We start from the raw sequence: 21,480 nt of genomic DNA, 5'->3' as shown, positions 1-21,480 counted from the left end.
TTTCCGCCATCCGGCTGCAACGGCAAGTTAAAACCGGGTGAGTGCATAAGGCTTGGGATCAACGTGCGGCTTCTCGTCGTTGATCATTTCAGAAATCAGTCGCCCGGTTCCTGTTGCCAGCGAAATGCCCAGCATGCTGTGCCCCGTGGCAATCCAGGCCCCTTGAACGGCAGGAGCTGGCCCGATGATGGGCAAGCTGTCATAAGTCATGGGACGCCAGCCGAACCAGGGGTCTTCCATCGCTTCGCCGATGGGGTCATGCAGATACAGTTTGGCCCCTTCGGTCAGTAAGGAAAGTCGCCGGGGGTTGATCGACTTGTCGTAGCCAGCAAATTCCATGGTCGAACCAATGCGGTATCCCGACTGAAACGGCGTGATGGCAACCCGGTGATCGTGGAAGATCATCGGAATTTTCGGGCAAATGGCCGGCCGCTTCATGGTGACCGACAACCCCTTCCCCGGCTGCACAGGAATCTTACAACGGAGTGCTTTTTGAAAGATCGGGGACATGGCACCAGCGGCCAGCACGACATGTTTGGCTTCAATCTCTCCTGCTGACGTCTTGACGGCTTTGAAACGCCCGCCCTCGGTCACGATGTCATTGACAGCGGTTCCTTCAAGCAAGGTGACACCCTGTGCCATCAGCGAAGTCCGCAATTGCTCCATCAGTTTGTCGGGACGGAGATGGGCGTCGCAGTCATAGAGGAATGCCCCCGTATTTCCCGGCTTTAGAGCAGGTTCAAAGGCGATGAGTGCGTCATCTCCCACAATACGACGTGCCGGACGATCAAACTTCTGAGCCAGCATGTCATCCGTTTTGCAGAAGGCATCGAACTCGGAAGCTTTGCGATAAACGAACAGAATCCCTTCATGCTGCCATTCACAATCAAGATTGTCTTCGGCAATGACCTTGGTGTATTCATCAAACGAGGTTCGCAGGATCGCATTGAGAGCAGTCCCCGCGGCCATCATATCCCGTTCGTTGCATCGACGGGCAAAGCTGGTCAACCACCCCATCAGCGCCAGATCAAAGCGGGGACGGATGTGAAAGGGAGAGTTCGGCGTAGTCATCGACTTAAGAGTCTTGAGCATGACGCCCGGTTCAGCCAGAGGCAGCACATGGCTGGGGCTGATATAGCCGCAATTTCCTTTGGAACATTCCCCGCCCAGCGTCCCCTGCTCTACGAGCGTGACCGTTCGGCCCGATTTCGCGAGATAGCGCGCACACATGGCCCCGACAACACCACCGCCGATAATGACTACATCCATCGCCACGAAAGTTTCTCCATTCTCATAAAAGCGATGCTGCCGAAATTTTAACGGATCGAAGGGACGCCGCGCGCATGTCGCCCATTCATTTGCCACGTTCTCTGGTGAAACTCGGCTTTGAACCAGCACATCGTGCTGTCAGGCACAGACATTTGCCAGTCCAAGAAGCTCGCAAATTCACGAAATAGCACTGACTGGCTATATAAGGCTCCATTCGTTTCCGAACCGAGGCATTAGCGGATGCCGTGACGAAACGGATCGCGCGGATTGATTAACAACGTTGAGCGCGCCGTCACGAAAGCTTCCCCAGTCAATTGAGGCAGCACTTCCAGACCGTTGGCGGTTTCTCGCGTCGATAACGCTTTGGCGACGAACTGGCTGCCAACAATACTTTCCTGTCGCCAGCTTCCTCCAGAAAGAACATGCCCGTCGGCCACCAGACAGGCCAACTTGGCACTGGTTCCTGTGCCACAAGGAGACCGGTCATAAGCCCCGCCCGGACAGAGCACAAAGTTCTGACTGTCAGCGTCAGCAGCTTTCGGCGAACCAAAGAGTTCAATGTGATCGATCTCGGCCCCGTGTGCGCCGGTGATTCCCTGAGCGGCAAGCTGTTGGCGAATCCGGCCGGTGTAATCCAGCAACCGCGGTGTGTCAGACAACTCCAGCGATTGCTGATGAACCTCTTCAGGCACCAGAAAAAACCAGTTCCCGCCCCAGGCGATATCACCGACCACTGTACCAATCTCGGGAACTTCGACGGCGACCTCTTTCCGGTAACGATAGCTCCAGACGTTGGTCAAAGTGACCGACGAACCACCACTCCAGTCGACTTCAATAGAACCGACCGGCGTATCAATCACCACCTGACCGGGAGCCAGCAGTCCCATCTCTCCCAGAGAAACGACGACGCCAATCATCCCGTGGCCACACATCCCCAGATAGCCCGTGTTATTGCAGAAGACGACCCCTGCAACAGATGTGGCCAATTCCGGTGGTGTCAGCACCGCCCCTACGATGACATCGGAACCGCGAGGCTCCAGCAGGCTCGCAGTTCGCAACCAATCCCCGCGCTGTCGCAGATCATCACGACGTTCTGACAACGTTCGCTGTGTGGCTTTCCCACGAGATAACGAATCCCGCAGGGACGAGAGATCATCACCAAACGGGGAATGACCTGCGGGGAGTTCTTCTGGCCAGATCCATGGACTAGCGGCATAGATCAAGCGGGTGGGTTCACCCCCCGTATGACTATCAACAACCTGCACCCATTCCGGAGTCATGTCCATATCAGGAGGAACCCATTTCAATTGGCAGAGAGCGAAAGGACAGCATCGAGATTCGGGCGTGTGGCGATGGCGTGACGGATGATCTGGGTGATCTTTGTTCGCTCCTCACCCACCAATGGAAGGCGTGGCGGACGAGTCAGTTCGCTCCCCACGCCGGTTTCCACCATGCAGAGCTTAATATACTGAACCAGTTTGGGATGAGTATCGAGATGCAACAGCGGTGTGTACCAACGGTAAATCTCTAACGCCTCTTGCCAACGGCCAGCCAGAGCCAGATCCCAGAGAGCACGGTTTTCTGCAGGAAACGCATTCACCAAGCCGGAAACCCAACCTTCAGCCCCCAGTAGAATACTTTCCAGAGCCAGGTCATCCACGCCAGAAAGCAGCGTATACCGGTTCCCCAGCAGATTGCGAATATCGGTGATCCGGCGAATGTTATCTGAAGATTCTTTGACGGCCACAAACTTGGGTTCGTCGGCCAGCTCAGCCAGCATGTCGGGCGTCACATCCACAGTGTAAGCCACCGGGTTGTTGTAGATCATGATTGGAAGCGGGGACGCATCGGCAACCGTGCGGAAGTGAGCCATCGCTTCACGAGCATCGGCTTTATAAACCATGCAAGGCAGAACCATCAGACCGTTCGCACCCAAATCAGCAGCATCAGCGGCATAACGGCAAGCCATCGCCGTGGTGTATTCCGCAACGCCGCTTAGTACAGGCATCCGTCCACCAACGTGGTTAATGACCTGTTTCAGGACTTCCCGCTTTTCCTGTGGCTCTAACGTGGTGTTCTCTCCCACGCTTCCCAGCATGATCAAGCCATGCACGCCTTCATTCATCAGCAACTCGACATGGTTTAAGGTGGCCTCCATGTCAACTGAGAAATCCGACTTAAACTGAGTTGTTACCGCAGGATAAACACCGTGCCACATAGCGTTGCTTTCACCTATTTTGATGTTGCGTGCAAAAAGACACTTGTGAGAATACGGACATTGGACGCAGATGTCAAATAGAGAATTCTCCGGGAGGCACAATTTCTTCCAGAGTTCAAAGACAAATGAGGAAGCGGGTCAAAAAGCTTGTCCCGTTGATCTTTCAGAGGACGCGTTTTTGATCGACTGCGACGCGTTCCACCATCGCCGGGTTGACCGGTATGCCCAGTCCTGGCTCGGTCAATGCCGAAGCCCAGCCACCACGACCAAACGTCAGGTCTTCTGGCGTCAGAGGCTCCCGCACCAGAAAACGATCAAAGCTTCCTTCGAGATAGCGGATCTCGGCCACAGACGTGGCAAAGTGACGGCCAGCAGCCGAGAGGATGCCGGTTTCTCCCACCTGGCATCCCAGCTGATAACCTAACCCATGCCGTTTAGCCATCGCGGCCAACTCGAGCGAAGGGAGGAAGCCGCCGCACTTCGACAGCCGCAAGTTAAAGAGGTCACACGTCCCATCATCGACAGCACGTTGAGCATCGACCATGCTGCAAAGAGATTCATCGAGCATCAGCGGGACATTCACCCGTTTCCGGACAGCGGCGAGTTCTTTGACAAGTTCATGCCGCACGGGTTGCTCGCAGGAAGTGATATTAAATGGCATCAACCGTTCAAGATGCGGTGCCACTTCTTCCGGTGCCCAGGCTTCATTGGCGTCGATTCGCAGGTTGAATTCCTGTCCGAGAAACCGCCGAATCCAGCGGGCCTGCATGACATCATCTCGACCGGCCACACCCACTTTCAGTTTGGCAGCAGCGAAGTCATAACACTTTAATTTGGCACAGCGAATCATCAGCTTAAGCCAGTTCATTGACGTAAAAGCCGCGCTATAGCGAACGCGATCTACGGAATGACGCGGCAATTCGGGCCATGGCGCAAGGGTCGTCACATGCGACAACGGTACGCCTTCACGGCGGCAGGCGGCATCGAGAATCGATAGCTCAATAGCGCAGCGGATGGAATTTCCAAAACACTGGCGGTCATCGTCCAATGAGGGCTTTAGCCGGAACTTCTGACAAAGTGAAATCGCTTCCGACAAGTGTTTCCATGAGCCAGTCAACTGTGAGGGAATATTCGATTGATCGATGATATCCCAGGCATCGTCGATGGTTTCTCCCGTCACATACTTGCGAGGCAGCCCTTCTCCCCACCCCACTTCCCCGGTCTCGAGTGTGCAACGCACAACCAGCGACATGGTGTTCGTACGAGAATGAGACGCATGTGTCACACGCCGCTTGAGAGGAATCAAAACTTTCCACGCATGGAGTTGGGCTATCGTCATATCACAAGAATTCGCAGAGAGAGGAGAAGATCACCTCAGTGGAAGGTTAATAACAACACTCCCACGGAGGGATAGGCAGTGAACAGGATGTGATATACGTTTAATAGTGATTTACAGTTTAATAGTGAGCCGGCAGCTATCGCGTTCTTCATCGGGAAGATTAAATAACGCTTCGACCACTTCCGCTGAATACAACGAGAGTTCTTCGGGAGACTCAGGGGCGTTTCTCAATTCTGGCGGAGCGGATGATTCCAACGGAAGCGCCTGGACTCGCAGGCTATCGAAGTCGTAAACCCCGAATTTGACTTGCGGAGGATTCTTCACACGGAGCTTCAATTCCCGCTGAAGTTCCAGTGCCGAAATAGCGCTGTTGATATATGAAGTCACAGCGACCAGGAACGAACGATACAGATCAGGGTTGTGCTCAAAAATCGGGGCATAAGACTTCAAGCTGCGCGAAGCCCCACGAACGGCGATCTGGATTTGATCGACCAGAGAACGCAGCGGGAAAGTATAGGCGATATCGGCATAGGCTTCGGGAGAGAGATAAGTATCGACGGCCGCAGTCACCGCGCCGCATTTGGAATGTCCCAGCACAACCACGACTTTCAAACTTTCACCAAGCGCTTTAACCGCATAGTGAAGAGAGCCAAGGCATTCTGACCCGAGTACGTTGCCGGCAATTCGCAGTACAAACAGATCGTTAAAAGACTGGTCAAAGATTTGTTCGGTCGGCACGCGAGCGTCCGAGCATCCCAGCACCACAGCGAACGGCGCCTGCGTCAGAACGGCCCCTTCATAGAGCGGCAGCCCCATGGCCACAGGACTGATCGGAACGACGATGGGTTCCTGATTCGATTGATCGAGTGTATGCCGCTGCATCCGGCGAACAAGTTCTATGAACCGGGCGTTCCCTTGCAGCAGGTTATCCACGGCTGCATCGGTCGTGGGAATATGTCGCGGGGTGATCGGTGCAAAGGGGTCGTAGCGATAGATCAAATCCATGAACAGTCGGCCTTAAATACCAGTAAAGAACAGAGGGAGGGATTGAGACGGCCACCCTGCATCTCATCATGCCGGATCGGCGGGGATTTCCGAATGGGAAAATCTCACGATTTCGAGATGTTGGCTTCCCAAAATCTCAATGGGAATGAACTGACAGCGTTGAGATCAGACCATGTCGTCTTCGACAAACTTGGGCTGGAAGGTCGCCAGTTGCCCCGTATCACGGGCAATGGTCAGCGTAATCGCATCAAGATCAAGGCAGTTCTGGTCGAGACCAAAGGGATCTTCGATTTCAACGCTGGCCTCTTCCATCCCCAGAAGTGCCAAAGCAACAACCGCCACCAGCACCGGTGACCACCAACCACAGCGTTCGCAGAGTACCAGCGGTAACGTGAGCAGGTATGCCAGAATCAATTGCTTGATCATCGTGACATAGATAAACGGCAGCGGCGTCTTTTGAATTTTCTCACAACCGCCCTGAGAATCAACCATTTTGGAAAGCTGATCTTCCATATGCCTGACCTGGATCGAATCCAGTTTCCCTTGCCGGTAAAGCTCTCCGATCCAGTGAGAAATGCTGGCCGCGACTCCAGTCGGGATATTCCCAAACCGGCTCACTTGTTCGCACAGTTTTTCGGGAAGATAAAGGTCGGCTTCAACAGTATCCCGTTGCCCATGGAGTGAGCGTTTCAACGTGATCACGTAACCGGAAACTAAACGGGCAAGGACTTTGCCACCGTCGGAGTATTCACATCCAAACCGGACAAGATTGCGAGAGCTGTTGATTAACTGCCCCCAGTGAGACCGTCCTTCCCAGTAGCGATTATTCGACGAATTCATGCGGAAGACGATCAGGAAGCCCAAAAGCGAACCCACCACCGCGTGACCAACGGGATCAATGCCGAGAAAATGCTCTTCAATGAACCAGTGCTGTTCACTTCCGAGTTCAAAGACCGCCTGCACAGCCAGAGTGTAGATCACACAGAGCAGAATCCGCTTTCCGGCTCGCGGGAGGGATGTTCCCCGAAAGGAAAACGCCGTTTTCCACCAACTGTAGCGATTGTATTCAATCATCGTATTGACCAGCGAACAGTGTCGAACCTTACGAGGGTAATGAAACGAAACGGTCGGGGACAGACCGGCGATCAATCACCAGTCATTCCGCCGGCGATGCTCACCCTCATCCGGAGCCTGCGGCCACCTTCTCCCTCAAGAGAGAAAAATTTATGGCAATTGAGGGGAGAGATGTACCCCAGATTGAAAACGCTGGATAGATCGACTCGCGATCCTTCGGCCAACCAGCAGAAAGGACAATGAAGGATCTTTTGATCGACCTGACAGGTGTCTACGAGGAATGCTTCTGCGTGACCAGACCACGGGAGGTTGCCAGAGTTCCACGCGACGAGGGCGTTTCCGGATTTCGCATGGCGGGAGCATGCTTTCGCAGCATCTGCTCGATCTGCTCAAGCACAATGGGTGTCCCATCGTTTTTTCCACGATAGGCAGCGGCCTGCTTTTCTAAATCAGGAAGCCGCTTCCAGAAGCTCAGCAGCTTTTCTGAGGTGAATTCTTCCAATTCACAGAAATCCCCCGCCCCCATGTCCTTCAGGAACCAGGCATTGATCCGCTGTTCAAAATGCTGATTCTCTGGTAAAGCGAGAAGCGGTTTTCCCAGATAAACCGCTTCTCCACAAAGCTGATTACCCGCCGCACTGATGACCGCCCGGCACGAAGAGAGATCATCCAGAAAGGTGGTTTCATGAATCGCGTGGAAGGTGAGGTTTTCCCGCGGAGGCCGCTCACCCAATCCATAGACCTTGATCGGGTTAGGAAGAGTGGTCAGCACCTGAAGCGTGGCGTCGGAAGTCTGTGGCCGAAGATAAGAAAGCACATGCCCTTCACAACTTGTCGAGTGGCGGGTGACTTCGCTACGCAGCAGCGGGCCGACCTGCATCACCGACTGAAATTGAGGCTTCAAAGGGGGCGTATAAAAAGAAGAAACCAGTGTCCGCTCGGCCGAGGCATAAAAGGCCCAGACAGCCCAACTCATGGACGCCGCATGGCGGGCCAGATCGGTCGGCAACATCGAGAAATCACAGGCCCGCAAAACATGCTGATGATCCAGAATCATCGCTGGCAAACCACATTTTGCCGCAGCACGCGAAAGAGCCGGTTCAAAGTCAATAATCGCCAGATCGGGCTGTTCGCGTTCGATAAACTTTCGCAGCTTGCGAACGACAATCGGCAACGTCACGGCTGCGTACTTCACCCCTTCCCAAATCGAACGGGAAACGTCCATTCGCGAGTTGGTGTAATGAAACCGCAGGCCAGGAATCTGCTCGATCTGCACCCGATCGCGGGAAGAGACATACAGTGGCGAGAGGAACTCGTACGCCTGATCCGGTGCGAAGACGGTGATCCGATGCGTCCCCTTCAACCGCTCGATCAACGTGTGGACACGGACAGCATGACCACGACCTTCTCCCGCGAGACTAAAAACAAGGTGAGCCATGATAAGCCTCATTGTTTTTGCACAACTGCCGACGACTCGATCATCAATCACAATGCTATTCGCTACTGATGAAGATTCGTAGAAAATCCTGTGCGACTCTGATGAGTTTCAAAGTCGGGTCGTTGACGGAAATCTCCCAGAGAAAAAGCTGTCAATCAGACGGCAATTTCTGCAAAAATCTCTCGACCGATACAAGAACCGGTCTGCCCGGTATGCTCTTCTCATCCCATGAGTTCACCTTTTGAGGAAACACCATGCCCGGCCCTGCTGAAACCCACACAACAACCTGCACCAGCCCGATCCTCCGGCGAATTCCGACACCACAGACCAGCCACAGTTGGTGGGGACGTCTCCTCTTGAGCGCGGCCACTTCGGCCCTGTTAACCCTGTCGGGCGCCGCCACGGCTCTGGCACAAATTGATGTCCAGAACGACGACGTCATCGTCTTTTACGGCGACAGTATCACCCAGGGAGGCGCCTATGTTGATCTGGTCGAAGCCTGGTTATCAGCTTCTCGTCCCGATTGGAAAGGCCGGATCTATAATCGCGGGATCAGCAGCGAAACCCTGTCGGGCTTGACCGAAGCCGACCACAACCCGCCCCGTCCTTGCGCCCTGGATCGCTTGACCCGCGACCTGCCACCTTTGAAGCCAGCCATTCTTGTCAGCTGCTTTGGCATGAACGACGGCATCTATCATCCCTTTGAATGGAACCGCTTTTTTGCCTATCGGGATGGTGTGCAGGAAATGCTCAAACGGGGTTTTGAAGAAGCCAAAGCCCGTGACATTCTGATCCTGACACCCCCGCCATTCGACCCTTACCAGCGAAAAGCGAGCAACGCCAAAGCACGTCACTATGGCTACCAATTTCCGTTTTTGAACTATGACGACACGCTGGGAACCTATTCCGAATGGCTGATGACCCTCGCCGATGGAGAACATGTTCACGTGGGTGATGTCCATAGCTATCTGAACGACTGGCTGGCACGCCGTCGCGAAGAAGAGGTCTCGTTTCATCTGGCTCCTGACGCTGTGCATCCCAACACGACCGGGCACTGGCTCATGGCCATGGCAGCCGCTTCCATGCTACAAATGGAACAACCGACCGTTGAACGGACTTTCAAGCCCGGCGCCAAAGAGGGAACATTCTCGGCCACAACGACAGAGACGCTTCCCTGGTTCATTCCCAAGGTCGATGAAAAACTTCTGGAATGGCACCGTGAAGAAGGATGGTTAGGTGATCCCGCGTGGAACGCTGATCTTTCGGCACTGGAAGACCTGCCCGGCGAGAAAACGCTGCGTATCACAGCAAATGGCGAAGAAGTTCGCGCGACAACCGCAGAAGAACTGCTGGCTGGCATCGCCATGCTTCCCACAGACGTTCCTGCTCTCAAGACCCGTGCCGAAAAACTCCATCAAGCCGTCGCGGCCCGGCGGCAGATCGAATACCAGGCCTGGCGGCGTTCCTTTGGTGCCGCCAAAGACAAAACACCCAAGCCGGAAGAAACACCGGAAGCCGTGGAAGCCAAGTTGGCCGAACTGACCAAAACGATTGACGAACTGCGTCAACCGGTGACCGTGGAATGGGTGATTGAACCTCGCTAACGCGGTCGATTTCTTTCTGAAAACGCCACAAGTTTCTATAAGCCGGGTTGTGTATGTCCCTTCTGGACGTTCTGTTTGAAGACAACCACTGTCTGGTGGTCAATAAACCAGCGGGGGTGCTGTCGATGGGAGATGACACGGGCGATGAAAGCATGGTCGCCCGTGCGATAGACGATCTCCGCATCCGGTTTCAGAAACCCGGAAATGTCTATGTGGGTCTGGTGCATCGATTGGATCGGCCAGTCTCTGGCGTGCTTTTGCTGGCAAAAACCTCAAAAGCCGCCAGCCGACTCTCGGCTCAGTTTCGTGATCGGGAACCCGACAAGACCTATCTGGCATTGACCGAAGGGAGCATCCACCCGGAATCGGGGGAACTAGTGGATTGGCTGAAGAAGGATACGGCCCGCAATCAAACTCAGGTGGTCAGACAAACCGACCCGCTTGCGAAGATGGCTCGCTTAAAATACCGCGTGGTCGAGGAGTTCTCCGCCCGCGAAGCGACGACTCCTCCACGCGGTGGCGTTCGCGCTCTTGTTGAGGTGCAGCCTCTCACCGGGCGGAGCCACCAGATTCGCGTGCAGTTGGCTCACGCGGGCGCGATCATTGTCGGGGATGTTCGCTATGGCTCGCTTCAACCTCTTGGCCCAATGATCGCGCTACACGCCCACTCACTCATCTTCGATCACCCCGTGAAACACGAACCTGTCACAGTGCACGCCCCACTTCCCGACAGCTGGAAAGCTCTGTTAGGAGAATCCCGCTGGAAGAAATTTCAGAGCTGATGCCGCTCCTTACCGAGTCGCCCCGGTTGAAATTCTGATTTCTACCGGGGCCACCCTTCAGGGGATCACCACGGGCGCCCGCGTTTGGCTGGTTGGCTGAGCTTGGCCCGCTCTTCCTTCGAGAGCGCCTTGGCGATCAGCTCGCGGATCAATTCCGCGCGCGTTGTCTCTTTGGCGGTTGCCAACCTGCCGACCGCCTCCCACCAATCAGCCGGCATCGTCACGTTGTAGGTGAGGTTCGCTCCAGCCTTGGGCGCGTCCCTGTCGCCGATCCCGCTCATGACGACAGCCCCATCGCCGTGAATTGCTCGGCATCGATCTCACAGCGGATGACCTGCAGGCCGGCAGCGGCCAGCGTGGCATGGGCGCTGCGGATCGCATCCTCCAGCGACGACGTGTCACGGTCGAACGCGACAAAGTCCTGGCCGTTGCTGGTGCCAGCCGTCGTATCATCCCCGCCCGCCTCGTACAGGGCGTTCGCCCATTCGTCCAGGTCGCGTTCACCCGCGTCCACCCACATTGTGAACTCGTAAGTCATGCTGCCTCCTATTCAAATGGGTTTGGAGAATTATGTACGCACTTGTCAACGAATCGGACAATGCGACTGGCGTGCTTCTGGGGGTTCGCGGGAGTCGACCAGACGGACATCTTGCAGGCACCACGCACACCAGCCGGGCAGTAGATCACGCAGAACGCATGACTGTTGCTCATGCGGATTTCCCAGCCAAGGCTGGCTGCATGCTCGAGAGCGGCATTGATGTGTTTGTTCGGATGACGCACGCGACTGCTCCCAGTGTTGGCTGCGACGCAGGCCACGATACCCGGAATACTCGTGTGTGCCAAATATAAATCCGGGTAGAAATACAAGATTCTCGCTGGGTGGCACAGGTTGCCCGTCTTCGGGCTACCTGTGTGCCGCAGGCAGAGGAGGTTTCCTTGCCAGAAAACCAGCCTTGTGAGGTGTTGAAGGTCTGAGAGGAAACCGATCGGACTGGCGGCACGAACTGAGTCCTCCAGTGGCCTGCCACCCCGGTAGAAATCGGAATTTCAACCAGGGCCACCCTGCGATCTGCGAACACCGCCGCGGCTACGAGCGGCATGAACGAGTCGATGCCGACCTGGCTGAGCAATGGACGCTCGGCGAGGTCAATCACGCCATTCGCAATCTTGAAATTCTCGGTAACCCAACTCCCCAAGAGGAAGCAGACAATATGGCCACAACCACGAAGCCTAAGGCCAGCAAGAAGCCTAAAGCCACGCCCGCAGCAGATACTGCTCCTGTGAAGCAGGAAATGATTGACCACTTGCTCCAAAATTTCTGGGGCAAGAGCTGTCCAAAGTCGATCGTCGACGCGAAAGCGAAAGACGCTCAGGGGAGGTGGGATTGAAAACTGGGGGCAATTGTTAGGGATTCAGTTTTCTTGAGATGACCGGAGACGACTTCCGCTACTAGGGTTCCCAGGAACGGATCTTTGAAGTGGAAGTCAGGGACTGGCGGAGGAGCGTCCACCCCTGGTGAATTTGCATTCGATCCATCCATTGAGGGTTGGTATATACAAACAGGCCTTCAGCTTCAGTTTGTTACTCGGTGATTCTGAAGGTTAAAACAGCTTCAGGACGCTCATTATCTGGCCCCCTGACGCAATCTGGCCAACAAAGATCTGGGGGGATTGTGGCCACCCACTCAGGATCAATCACTACGGTTCCTTCAATTAGGAATGGATCACATGAGACAGCAGTAAGCGTAGCAACCCTACTGTTGATTCTCACAAACCATTTCCACGGTGGTGTCGCTCCTTCAGGCCAGCACTTTAAGTACACTTCTCCTTTACATGTATTGTCGATAAGACCAAGCCATCGATGATCATCCGGCCCTAAGGGATCTACACCAAAGTCTAGATCTATTGACCGACCATCCCACTGATTAAAAACTCCGTCACCATAAATACACCGAGCCATCGTACATTCAAATGTAAGCTTCCTGGGTATCGGATCTTCACAACACTGCGTCTCCACTGGCGATTCTGGCTCGGAACATTCCTCGCACGGAATAACCTCAATCGTGGGTTCAAAGTCGCAGTCGTTGCCCAGGAGGCTGACGTCGAAGCTGAAGCTGACGTTGCCAGAACCGGCGGGGGTGGTCAGGTTGGTGGAACCCAGCACAACGCCCTTGTTCACCAACCGTACCGTGACCGGGGAATCGTCACCCGGATCGCGCGTGACGGTGGCAGTGACCGTGATCGGGCCACTGGCCGGAAGAATGGTCTTTGGCATCTGAGCGCTGTTGCCGGACGGGGAGGAGCTTGACGGCTTAATCGTGCGAGACATGGCGGGACTCTTTCCAACGCAAAAACAGAAACGAACGGGGACATGATGAGCACAAGGCTCCTACCCCAGCACGCCTTGTTGCGCGGAAACTGAGAGGCGAAATCAGGCCTTGCCGATTCTTGTGGAGATAGAGTGCAGAACCGCTAAAAAAGCGGCCATCCCTGCGGGAATCAGAAGTGCCACAAAGTTCAGACTTTCAAATGCAATCGCTCCCATGGCCGTTCCGCTGAGAAACCCCAGAATAAGGAGCCACAGTAGAAATGCCTTTCTTCGATCAAATCCATGACCTCGGAGACGATGACCAATCATGGTTCCCAGATCGGTAAACAAACCAGAGACGTGAGTTGTACGAATGACTGCTCCGCTATAGGTGCTGACCATTCCGTTCTGCAGCCCACAGGCGGCTGAGGCGAAAAAGTGTCCTGCGGTGGAACCGGATTGGAGCAAGGCCATTGCGAGGACAAGCAAGAGGGCTTCGAGCACCAGGGCCTGACTGTCTCCACGCCCCAATCGCAGGCTCACATTTTCGATGATCAGGCCGCTGAGCATCGCCCCGATCAAGAACGAAACCAAAATCAGCACGAGGTGGATTCCTTCCCCAGCTCGCAAGCTGACGAAAGAAAGACCGAGCAGGGACAAAGTTCCCGTCAAGTGAGAAACGGCCTGATGCTCGAATCCCAGAAGACCAATGGCATTCACAGCCCCCGCGATCGCTGACATCCAGAACGCGCCAATTTCGACCCAGCGAGGCAACTTTGTGAACATGGAGACCAACCGCAGGAAATCCGAATTTGCAGAGACGGAGCGTGTTTATACCACGAGAGCTCTCGACGTCGATGCCACAAAGAGAAAGTCCCTGAAAAGGTTTTTCTAGCGTCTCGAAAAGTGAAAAAAAGGAGCGATTGCTCCTCATTTCGCTGAAAATTGATGGGTTCTTGGCGCAGAAGGTCTGGTGCCGCTTGCCGAGGCCTGCCGCCCTGTTTACTCTAAACTTCTCACCGGTGAGAATTCTGTTTTCACCTGAACCCGCCCAAAACACACAGGCATCACCCCGAGGATCGCATCATGAACACATCTTTCCGGTCGCTTGTCTCGTTCGCGTGGACCGCACTCGCCATTACAACACTGGGGGCTGCTTCCCAGGCGGCTGATTGGGGAAATCTGTCAGGGCAGATCGTCCTGGATGGCGCTGTCCCCGAAGTGAAGGTTCTCGTCCGCAAGGGAGACTCCACTGCCCGCGACGCGGCTGTCTGCGCCAAGAACGACATTAATGACGACAGCCTGGTGATTGACACCGACACCAAGGGGATCAGCAATGTGGTGATCTATCTCACCAAAGCTCCCAAGACGATTCATCCTGATCTGAAGGCCGGCAAGTCGGCAACTGTTGAATTTGACAATCAGGCCTGCACCTTTGTGCCTCGCGTGATTGCCGTCCAGACCGGCCAGCCCATCAAGGTGCTCAACACTGACGCTGTCGCTCACAACGTGCACACTTATTCCACAAAGAACACCGCAGTGAACTTCCTCGTCCAGCCCGGCAACAAGACCGGTGTCCCCCTCAAGGGAACGGAACAGGAACGAATCCCTTTCCGGGTCACTTGCGACATTCACCCATGGATGCTGGGACACTGGATGGTTTGTGATCACCCTTACTTTGCCGTGACGGGTAAAGATGGCAAGTTCACCATCGAAAACCTTCCCGCTGGTGAAGAGTTTGAAGTTCGCATGTGGCAGGAACGTTCTGGATACGTTCAGAAGCCAGCCAAGATGACACTCAAGCCAGGTGCCAATGACCTGGGCACCATTAAGGTTCCTCTGGCCAGCTTTAACAAGTAAGCCAACTGGCGAAACTTATGGACTTGCAACAAAACGCCTTGAGAAGATTTCTCAAGGCGTTTTGTTGCGCCAGACTGATTTTTCTTGGCAAGGTGGCCTGCTCAGAATTCAAGACTCTTCTTGCCATGCTCACGGCTCTGAGCTGTCTTTTATACATAAATTTCTTATCCCCCTGAGCAAGCGCCGGGGCATTTACACCATCAAGGGTGATGACCAGATCAACCCACGGGAGTTCCGGCTTGGGATAAACCTGCTCATCGGAATGCCCCTTTGCGTTCTTCGCGTCTTTGCGGTGAGACAAAGAGTTTTTACCGCGAAGAAAAGAAGAGCGCGAAGGAATTCGGAAGAGATCGAAGGGAGACGAACGGTATGGGGCGGGAGCCTGCCCTGTGACTTTTGGACAGTATCAATCCCTTGAATTCCCTCGGCTGTATGCCAGATATTGAGGTAAGGGCCGCAAGGTGGTATGGGCCACCCATGCCAATTTCGTGGTGCGGTTCAGGTGGCGAAAAGTTGTGTATAAAAGACAGCTCAAAGCCGTGAGCATGGCACTTTGCTACAAGCAGGAGACAGGCATTAATGTCCGACGAGTTGACATTCATGATGGGTCAATTCCCGGCGAAAATTCTCACCGACCGGAAATATGTCTCTACACATTTCTGGCTGCTTGAGCGGGAAGCAGGGCTGTACCGTGTCGGGTTCACCGCTTATGCCGTGAGATTGCTTCAGGATGTCTATTTTCTGGACTGGTCGATTGGTGACGGAAGCGTCGTCGCAAAAAAACAGGCCATCGGGGAGATTGAAAGCTCTAAAGCACTCAGCACGATGTACGCCGCTGAAGCGGGTGAGATTGTGCAGTTCAATCCTGTTGTCGCCTCTGACCCCAGCGCCATCAATGCCGATCCTTATCGTGACGGCTGGCTCTATGAAATGCGCACGCCCGCCGAATTGCTCACCCCGGCTGACTATGTCGCAGTGCTGGCAACCAGCTGGGAGAAAACCCAGTCGCTCATCAAAGGCCAAATGAACCGGGATGACGGTTAATCCCGTCACTTCGCCCACCGCCCCCTTGCCTGCCATGCTGTTTCGCCACAACCTTTCTTGCCGGGATCTCATGAAGTGAGTGGCTACGGTTGTTCACGAATTGCAGGAGCACCAGAACTCCGCCATGATGGAACATGGTTTTTAATCGTTGAAGAGTGATTTGGCAGGAGAGTCTCGAATGGCTGCCGGCAAATTGACTGTGGTCATCTCACAGGCGCCAGGAAAGAATCCGATCAAGCGGGCCTTGGAGGAGGAGATTGCCGTCCAGCTGATGCTGGGGGGAAAGGTGGATGTTTCTGTCATCCCCAACCTTTACGACCTAGCCGCTGATCACACCGGTTTAATGTTTTTGCGATCGCTGCCCGGCGATGTGGTTGTGCTTTCCTGGCTGTTCCCGCGCGCCGCCCACTGGATTCTTGACCGCCAGCAGATTTCAGGCAAAGTGGGAACAACGCTTCTTGTCGATGATGACGATGAGAGCGAAGACGACGATGACAACTCCCGGTCAGCAATCCGTCAGGAGATGACCACTGAGGAGTCAAGTCCGGAGGAGACCTCAAAAAATCTGGCTCGCCCGCGAAGAACGATCTGGTCAATTGATTTGCGGGTACGGGAGAGTGCCCAGCCTTTCGTGGACGAAATTCACAGGATCGCTGCTGAACTCTCTCAACCGGTGATTTCGTTGGGTCTTTCGTTCGGAAGTGCCTCAACAAAAATAAAGCCCCAATCCGCCCCGTCACTGCCTCCGGCAACAACGGAAACGGGAATGACCACACCCAGTGAGTCCCCCACGAACATCATCGATATTCTGCAGTTGGGAACGGAACAACCAACAAAGCGGCGATGGTATCCGGTGATTGATTATAGCCGCTGCACCAACTGCATGGAGTGCATCGATTTCTGTTTGTTCGGTGTTTACGGCGTCGATGCCCTGGATAAGATTCTTGTCGAACAACAGGACAGCTGTAAAAAGGGATGCCCTGCTTGCAGCCGTGTGTGTCCCGCAAATGCCATCATCTTCCCGGAGCATAAAACGCCGGCGATTGCCGGGTCAGAAGGAGATGGCCCCACAGCTTTCAAGGTGGATCTTTCCAAGCTGTTTGGCGGCGGCAATGACTCCGCAGAATCGGCCCTGGAAATGGCGATCAAAGAACGTGACCATGAGCTGGTGGCCGATGGTCGCGGGGCAGTAGGAATGACCGTGGGAATTCCAAAACGCCAGGAAGGAAAGACTTCTCAGCCAAAAGACGATCTCGATGATCTACTCGACAGCCTGGACAACTTCTAGAATTGACTGGTGGAAAAGTCATCGCGAGCGTTCCATCAGTTCCTGACAGTGTGCCTCTTGCGGCTGAAGCTATGCCGCTAAAACCGTTGCATCAAGCGGGTACGCCAAGTGCTCTCAACTCACGTGCTCTCAAGTGACCTGCCTTCAAGTGACGAAAGTGTGGCGGTGGTTAGCCACAGGCATGCGCCAACCGACCCATCTCTGCCGTTTAACGCGGGACAAAACCACCGCCACATCACCTGCAACGTTGGGAAATATCGACATCGTCAGTGACAGCAGCTTGTCACACCTAATCAAAGTTCTGAAAAAAAACTCCAAAACAACCATCTCATATAAAACTTTATTCATATCTCATCATTCATCCATCAAAGACTCCACCACAACCAGATCCGATCCAGCAAATCGTGAAACCAGACATATCCCAAAGGAGCCTGGCCGCAATAAACACGGGGAACCGCCGTGGCACCAGGTCGTAGTCCGTTCACCGTGGCCTGATCGAACAACAAAATGATGCGAAGAAATGGCTGCCCCATTTCGTCCCGCTCCGTGACATCACTGATCGTTTCGACCCGGGCATGACACATCTCCTCAGGGCGCGTGGCTAACACGAATTTCGCAGGCAAATCGGCCTGATTCCGGGCTGCTCTCAGAATGTGGCCTGCGGAAAGGTCATTCACCTTCATATCAACAATCCACGGCCCTAGTGGTTGCCCCAGGGACAAAAGCAATTGGCCGCGCTCGACCGGCCTGCCAGCCAGATTTTGCTGAGGATCCCACGTCGTCACTTCCCCATCGACGGGGCTGCGAATCTCCAGTTCACTTTGTGCCATTTTGACCAGAACCAGCTCATCACGTGATGAACGCAGATGCTGTTCAAGCGACAACTCCTGAGCTGAAAGCTCAGCGGCCTGGGACGCCTGCTCGTTGTTTCCCGCATTGAGTTGAACACGAGCTGACCGCGTGGCATCGATTTGCTTTTCCAGCGTGAGAATTTCGCCCTGCAAGCGTGTTGCTTCCAACTCCAGCTGAGGATTGCGGAGCGTCATCAGCAAATCCCCCGCTTTGACGATCGCTCCCTGTTGGAGATAAATTTGATCCACCCGACCACTATTGGGAGCAAAAATGTGCCGGCGCTCCTTAGGCCAGACAGCCCCCTGCCCCGTCATCTCAAGATCTGCCGGAATGAGCAGCAGCGCAGCAACGACGCCCAGAATCCCACCTGCCACAACCAGACGGGTGATCAATGTCCTCAGCGACGTCGTCCGAAGACTACGGCTAAGCCCCAGCCAGGTACTCGCAAAGGGAATACTTTCGACAAGCAGTGCATGTCTGAGCGAGGATTCCACGTTGGGCGCAAGTTGTTCCCAGCGTCCCTGAATCTCTTCCCAGGTCACCATTCCCGCCGATTCTGGCTTGAACTGCTCCATGAGGACCGCAGCCAGCGGGATCTGGGTCGTCACATCACGGATCACCCGCACCTGCTGCGAGTGGGCTTCGGGCACATCATTCCCAAGTTCTTCCATGGTCTTTGATGGCAACGTCCGGGGGGACATCAACGCCGCTGCCACATCGTGCTCAATCGCCTGAATGGTGGGTGCTCGCCGGTCAATCGTGGCTGTCCCGGAAACGGCCAGCACCCTGGCCTGTGTTCCTGTCAATCGAATAACACTTAATCGGTCACACCCCAGCAGGCTGCGGGCTTCTTGCGCAATGATCTGTGCGATGGAATCTAATCGTTCCGATGCAGCCAGCCGTTGAAAGAACGCGAATTGCCGTTGTCGACGCTCAGCCGCTTCTCGCAGCTGCCTCACCTCTTGATCGAGCAACAGTTCAGCCAGCAATTCAGAAATAATGGCCGTGAGCGGAAGAGGATCAAAGTCGGCTCGTTCTTTAATAATTTCAAGAACCGCCAGCGTCCGGTTAGATTTCCGGACGGGGACAAGCCAGCGGACAACTGAAGAATGCGCATAGTCAACAGCAGCACTGGAAGAGACTGGTGCCACTGTTTGAGGTGCCGAAGAAGCATCCAGAGAAGCGACTTGCTGAAGATCACTCGCAACCGGCTCAGGAAATCGGGCCAGTTCAGCACCTCCCACAACGGCCATCGCCAGCGGTTGCGAGAGGCTCGGCATTGGTGACGTCTGAGCTGTCTTCTTATCATCTGAGCCGGAAGATAATCGCCAGATCCAAAGCCTTGCCCCACGCGCGCCAGTTAAGGGAACCAGACTGGCCAGCAACTGTTGCACCGTTTGGGCCAAAGGTTGTGATTGATGAACGGCTTCCGCCAGTTGATCAATCAATCTTTCAATCTGTGCGCGATCTGTCAGGCGTGCGGACATGATGAATGCTTACCAGTACGAATCAACTGATCTTTCGGGAAGATGAGACGTGACAGGTTGACCATTCTTCAACCGCTCAGGGTTTCCGTGTAATCAACTCCGTGACATGCAATTATCGCGGCTGTCTGACCAGCATTTTCGGAACTCAAGCACGACGCCTCATCCCCCATTCATACATCATGATGGCCATAGCCGCATTAAACAGCAGCCACTTCAACAGCCATCGCTTGCAGATTTTCCAGACCCTGTCGAACGCAAAAGTCACCAAAGCCTTCATCGGCCAGTCGATCTGCTTTGTAAGCTGTCAGCAGCGGAACCAGCGTCGGCACCAGACTGTCCAGAGGCACCTGATCCTTTAACAGAAACGCCAGCCGGGAACCTTCCAGATTCCCGCCAACGAAGATGGTGTACTTCCCCAGCGAACGCCCCACAAAGCCAATATCAGGGGTATAAGGCCGGGCACAGCCGTTATTACAACCGGTCATATGAAGAGAGATCTTTTCCGATTGCAGGCCGAGCTTTGCCATCTCAATATCGAATTGATCAATGAGGCCGGGAAGCACCCGCTCTGATTCCGTCAGAGATAACCCACAAGTGGGGAGCGCGGGACAGGCAATGGCAAAGCGGCGGAGAATCGTCAATTCTTCAGCAGGCTTAATGCCATGCTGCCGGAGCATGGCCGTGATATCTGCACGATCAGCGGGATCGATATCACACAGGATCACCCCCTGCATGGCCGTGGTACGCACCGGCATGCGGTACTTTTCAATGATCGCGCGCAGCCCTGACTTCACCCGCAAATCGCCGGTGTCGCGCACCCGACCGCACTCAACATTAATCCCCACAAACAGCTTGCCATCCCCCTGGGGGAACCAGCCAATGTGATCTTCGACCCCTTTGACATCCAGCGATGTCGGAGGCGAGAGCGGGCTGCCATAATACTCTTCAACAGTCGACCGGAATTTCTCCAGGCCCCAATTGTTGATGAGATACTTCAGACGAGCCACTTTACGGTCTGCCCGATTACCAAAGTCTCGCTGCACTTTAACCACGGCTTCAGCCACAGGAATGACTTGCTCTGGTGTGACATAGCAAAGCTTTTTCCCAACCGCCGGGAAGGTCTTTTCAGCGCTAGGCGTGCGCCCCATGCCGCCGCCGACCAACATGTTGTAGCCCACCACCCGGCCACCCTGCACATCGGCAATCAAACCCAGATCGTTGGCGTAGACGTCAATACAATTGTCATCTGGTAGCGCGATGGCCATCTTGAATTTACGGGGCAGGTAATGAGCACCGTAAATCGGTTCCTCCACGGGAGTAAATTCCGCCGCGTTGTGCGTATTCCCTTCGTCATCAGTCAGCCAGAGTTCATGATACGCAGTGGTTTTGGGTTTGAAGTATTCGGCGAGATCATAGGCCAGCTTCTGAATGGTAGCGTGCGGCTCATCTTTGATGGGTGCAGGACAGGCCATCACGTTGCGGTTCACGTCACCACATGCAGCCAACGTCGTCAACATGGTGTCGTTGATGCCGCGAACGACGGCCTTTGTATCCGTTTTGGGAACGTAATGAAGCTGAATACCCTGCCTTGTCGTGAGCCGGATCGCGCCGTTGGCATACTTTTCACTCAGGTCAAGAATTCCCAGAAACTGGTCGGCTGTCAGATTACCGCCGGGAATTCGGGCGCGAATCATGACAATATGAGTCTTCCCTTTGGGCGTCCCATCAGGATTTTTAGCTTTACGAACGTCGCGATCGTCCTGCTGGTACATGCCATGGAACTTGATCAGCTGCTGGCTATCGTCCCCAAATTCCGGCGAATCCGAATTCAGGTCGGCAAGGATCTCCCCTCGCAATTGCTGGCTGTTTTCTTTGATGATCTCGTTCTTGCTGCGCTCAACCTGTTCGGACAT

Annotated in this window: 21 protein-coding genes; 7 read left to right on the top strand and 14 right to left on the bottom strand. The window is 54.6% G+C overall.

Annotation, left to right across the window (positions count from 1 at the left end; genetic code table 11):
• Positions 1–27: 27 nt before the first annotated feature.
• The 7 genes from SH287x_RS02845 to SH287x_RS02815 form a co-directional block, all read right to left on the bottom strand.
• Positions 28–1,269, bottom strand: a complete 1,242-nt coding sequence (locus SH287x_RS02845) for an NAD(P)/FAD-dependent oxidoreductase (protein WP_479518760.1) — start codon at positions 1,267–1,269, stop codon at positions 28–30.
• 233 nt (positions 1,270–1,502) lie between these two features.
• Positions 1,503–2,549, bottom strand: a complete 1,047-nt coding sequence (locus SH287x_RS02840; protein ID WP_479516932.1) for a proline racemase family protein — start codon at positions 2,547–2,549, stop codon at positions 1,503–1,505.
• Positions 2,550–2,572: 23 nt separating this feature from the next.
• Positions 2,573–3,487 (bottom strand): dihydrodipicolinate synthase family protein, encoded by a 915-nt coding sequence (locus tag SH287x_RS02835; RefSeq protein ID WP_479516931.1) that lies wholly within the window; start codon positions 3,485–3,487, stop codon positions 2,573–2,575.
• Positions 3,488–3,650: 163 nt separating this feature from the next.
• Positions 3,651–4,826 (bottom strand): mandelate racemase/muconate lactonizing enzyme family protein, encoded by a 1,176-nt coding sequence (locus SH287x_RS02830; RefSeq protein WP_479516930.1) that lies wholly within the window; start codon positions 4,824–4,826, stop codon positions 3,651–3,653.
• A gap of 111 nt (positions 4,827–4,937) precedes the next feature.
• Positions 4,938–5,831 (bottom strand): carbonic anhydrase, encoded by an 894-nt coding sequence (locus SH287x_RS02825; RefSeq protein ID WP_479516929.1) that lies wholly within the window; start codon positions 5,829–5,831, stop codon positions 4,938–4,940.
• Between the two features lie 165 nt (positions 5,832–5,996).
• Complete coding sequence (locus tag SH287x_RS02820) at positions 5,997–6,905, bottom strand: bestrophin family protein (protein ID WP_479516928.1); 909 nt, start codon at positions 6,903–6,905, stop codon at positions 5,997–5,999.
• Positions 6,906–7,176: 271 nt separating this feature from the next.
• On the bottom strand, positions 7,177–8,343 hold the full coding sequence (locus SH287x_RS02815) for a glycosyltransferase family protein (RefSeq protein WP_479516927.1): 1,167 nt from the start codon (positions 8,341–8,343) through the stop codon (positions 7,177–7,179).
• A 254-nt stretch (positions 8,344–8,597) separates the two neighbouring features.
• Here SH287x_RS02815 and SH287x_RS02810 point away from each other — a divergent pair, with 254 nt between their 5' ends.
• On the top strand, positions 8,598–9,947 hold the full coding sequence (locus SH287x_RS02810) for an SGNH/GDSL hydrolase family protein (protein ID WP_479516926.1): 1,350 nt from the start codon (positions 8,598–8,600) through the stop codon (positions 9,945–9,947).
• Positions 9,948–10,000: 53 nt separating this feature from the next.
• The gene (locus SH287x_RS02805) at positions 10,001–10,729 is read left to right on the top strand and encodes an RluA family pseudouridine synthase (protein ID WP_479516925.1); all 729 of its coding nucleotides are present in this window, start codon (positions 10,001–10,003) and stop codon (positions 10,727–10,729) included.
• A 65-nt stretch (positions 10,730–10,794) separates the two neighbouring features.
• Here the strand turns inward: SH287x_RS02805 and SH287x_RS02800 are convergent, their stop codons facing one another.
• Genes SH287x_RS02800 through SH287x_RS02790 form a run of 3 tightly spaced genes read right to left on the bottom strand, consistent with a single transcriptional unit; the run spans position 10,795 to position 11,509 of the window.
• A complete protein-coding gene (locus tag SH287x_RS02800) occupies positions 10,795–11,010 on the bottom strand; it encodes a ribbon-helix-helix domain-containing protein (RefSeq protein ID WP_479516924.1) in 216 nt (71 codons plus the stop codon).
• Positions 11,007–11,267, bottom strand: a complete 261-nt coding sequence (locus SH287x_RS02795) for a hypothetical protein (protein ID WP_479516923.1) — start codon at positions 11,265–11,267, stop codon at positions 11,007–11,009. Before SH287x_RS02795 ends, SH287x_RS02800 begins: the two co-directional genes overlap by 4 nt.
• Positions 11,268–11,275: 8 nt before the next feature.
• Positions 11,276–11,509 (bottom strand): hypothetical protein, encoded by a 234-nt coding sequence (locus SH287x_RS02790; RefSeq protein WP_479516922.1) that lies wholly within the window; start codon positions 11,507–11,509, stop codon positions 11,276–11,278.
• Positions 11,510–11,745: 236 nt separating this feature from the next.
• On the opposite strand from SH287x_RS02790, the gene SH287x_RS02785 reads away from it, so the two are divergent.
• Positions 11,746–12,117 (top strand): hypothetical protein, encoded by a 372-nt coding sequence (locus SH287x_RS02785; RefSeq protein WP_479516921.1) that lies wholly within the window; start codon positions 11,746–11,748, stop codon positions 12,115–12,117.
• A 674-nt stretch (positions 12,118–12,791) separates the two neighbouring features.
• Positions 12,792–13,007: a hypothetical protein gene (locus SH287x_RS02780; RefSeq protein WP_479516920.1), complete on the top strand. Its 216-nt coding sequence runs from the start codon at positions 12,792–12,794 to the stop codon at positions 13,005–13,007.
• 152 nt (positions 13,008–13,159) lie between these two features.
• Here the strand turns inward: SH287x_RS02780 and SH287x_RS02775 are convergent, their stop codons facing one another.
• Complete coding sequence (locus SH287x_RS02775) at positions 13,160–13,822, bottom strand: YoaK family protein (RefSeq protein ID WP_479516919.1); 663 nt, start codon at positions 13,820–13,822, stop codon at positions 13,160–13,162.
• 300 nt (positions 13,823–14,122) lie between these two features.
• On the opposite strand from SH287x_RS02775, the gene SH287x_RS02770 reads away from it, so the two are divergent.
• On the top strand, positions 14,123–14,896 hold the full coding sequence (locus tag SH287x_RS02770; protein WP_479516918.1) for a cupredoxin domain-containing protein: 774 nt from the start codon (positions 14,123–14,125) through the stop codon (positions 14,894–14,896).
• On the opposite strand, the gene SH287x_RS02765 is transcribed toward SH287x_RS02770, so the two are convergent.
• The gene (locus SH287x_RS02765; protein WP_479516917.1) at positions 14,886–15,197 is read right to left on the bottom strand and encodes a hypothetical protein; all 312 of its coding nucleotides are present in this window, start codon (positions 15,195–15,197) and stop codon (positions 14,886–14,888) included. The genes SH287x_RS02770 and SH287x_RS02765 overlap by 11 nt on opposite strands.
• Positions 15,198–15,475: 278 nt before the next feature.
• Between SH287x_RS02765 and SH287x_RS02760 the strand changes: the two genes are divergently transcribed.
• Both SH287x_RS02760 and SH287x_RS02755 read left to right on the top strand, forming a co-directional pair.
• Positions 15,476–15,940 carry a glycine cleavage system protein H gene (locus SH287x_RS02760; RefSeq protein WP_479516916.1) on the top strand — a complete coding sequence of 155 codons (465 nt, stop codon included), beginning with the start codon at positions 15,476–15,478 and terminating at the stop codon, positions 15,938–15,940.
• A gap of 178 nt (positions 15,941–16,118) precedes the next feature.
• Positions 16,119–17,228 (top strand): ATP-binding protein, encoded by a 1,110-nt coding sequence (locus SH287x_RS02755; protein WP_479516915.1) that lies wholly within the window; start codon positions 16,119–16,121, stop codon positions 17,226–17,228.
• 365 nt (positions 17,229–17,593) lie between these two features.
• On the opposite strand, the gene SH287x_RS02750 is transcribed toward SH287x_RS02755, so the two are convergent.
• Together SH287x_RS02750 and SH287x_RS02745 are read right to left on the bottom strand one after the other, a co-directional pair.
• Positions 17,594–19,567: an HlyD family secretion protein gene (locus SH287x_RS02750; RefSeq protein WP_479516914.1), complete on the bottom strand. Its 1,974-nt coding sequence runs from the start codon at positions 19,565–19,567 to the stop codon at positions 17,594–17,596.
• 197 nt (positions 19,568–19,764) lie between these two features.
• Complete coding sequence (locus tag SH287x_RS02745; RefSeq protein WP_479516913.1) at positions 19,765–21,480, bottom strand: NADPH-dependent assimilatory sulfite reductase hemoprotein subunit; 1,716 nt, start codon at positions 21,478–21,480, stop codon at positions 19,765–19,767.

Source organism: Planctopirus sp. SH287, from assembly GCF_056500625.1.
This window is presented reverse-complemented; position numbering and strand designations above follow the sequence as displayed.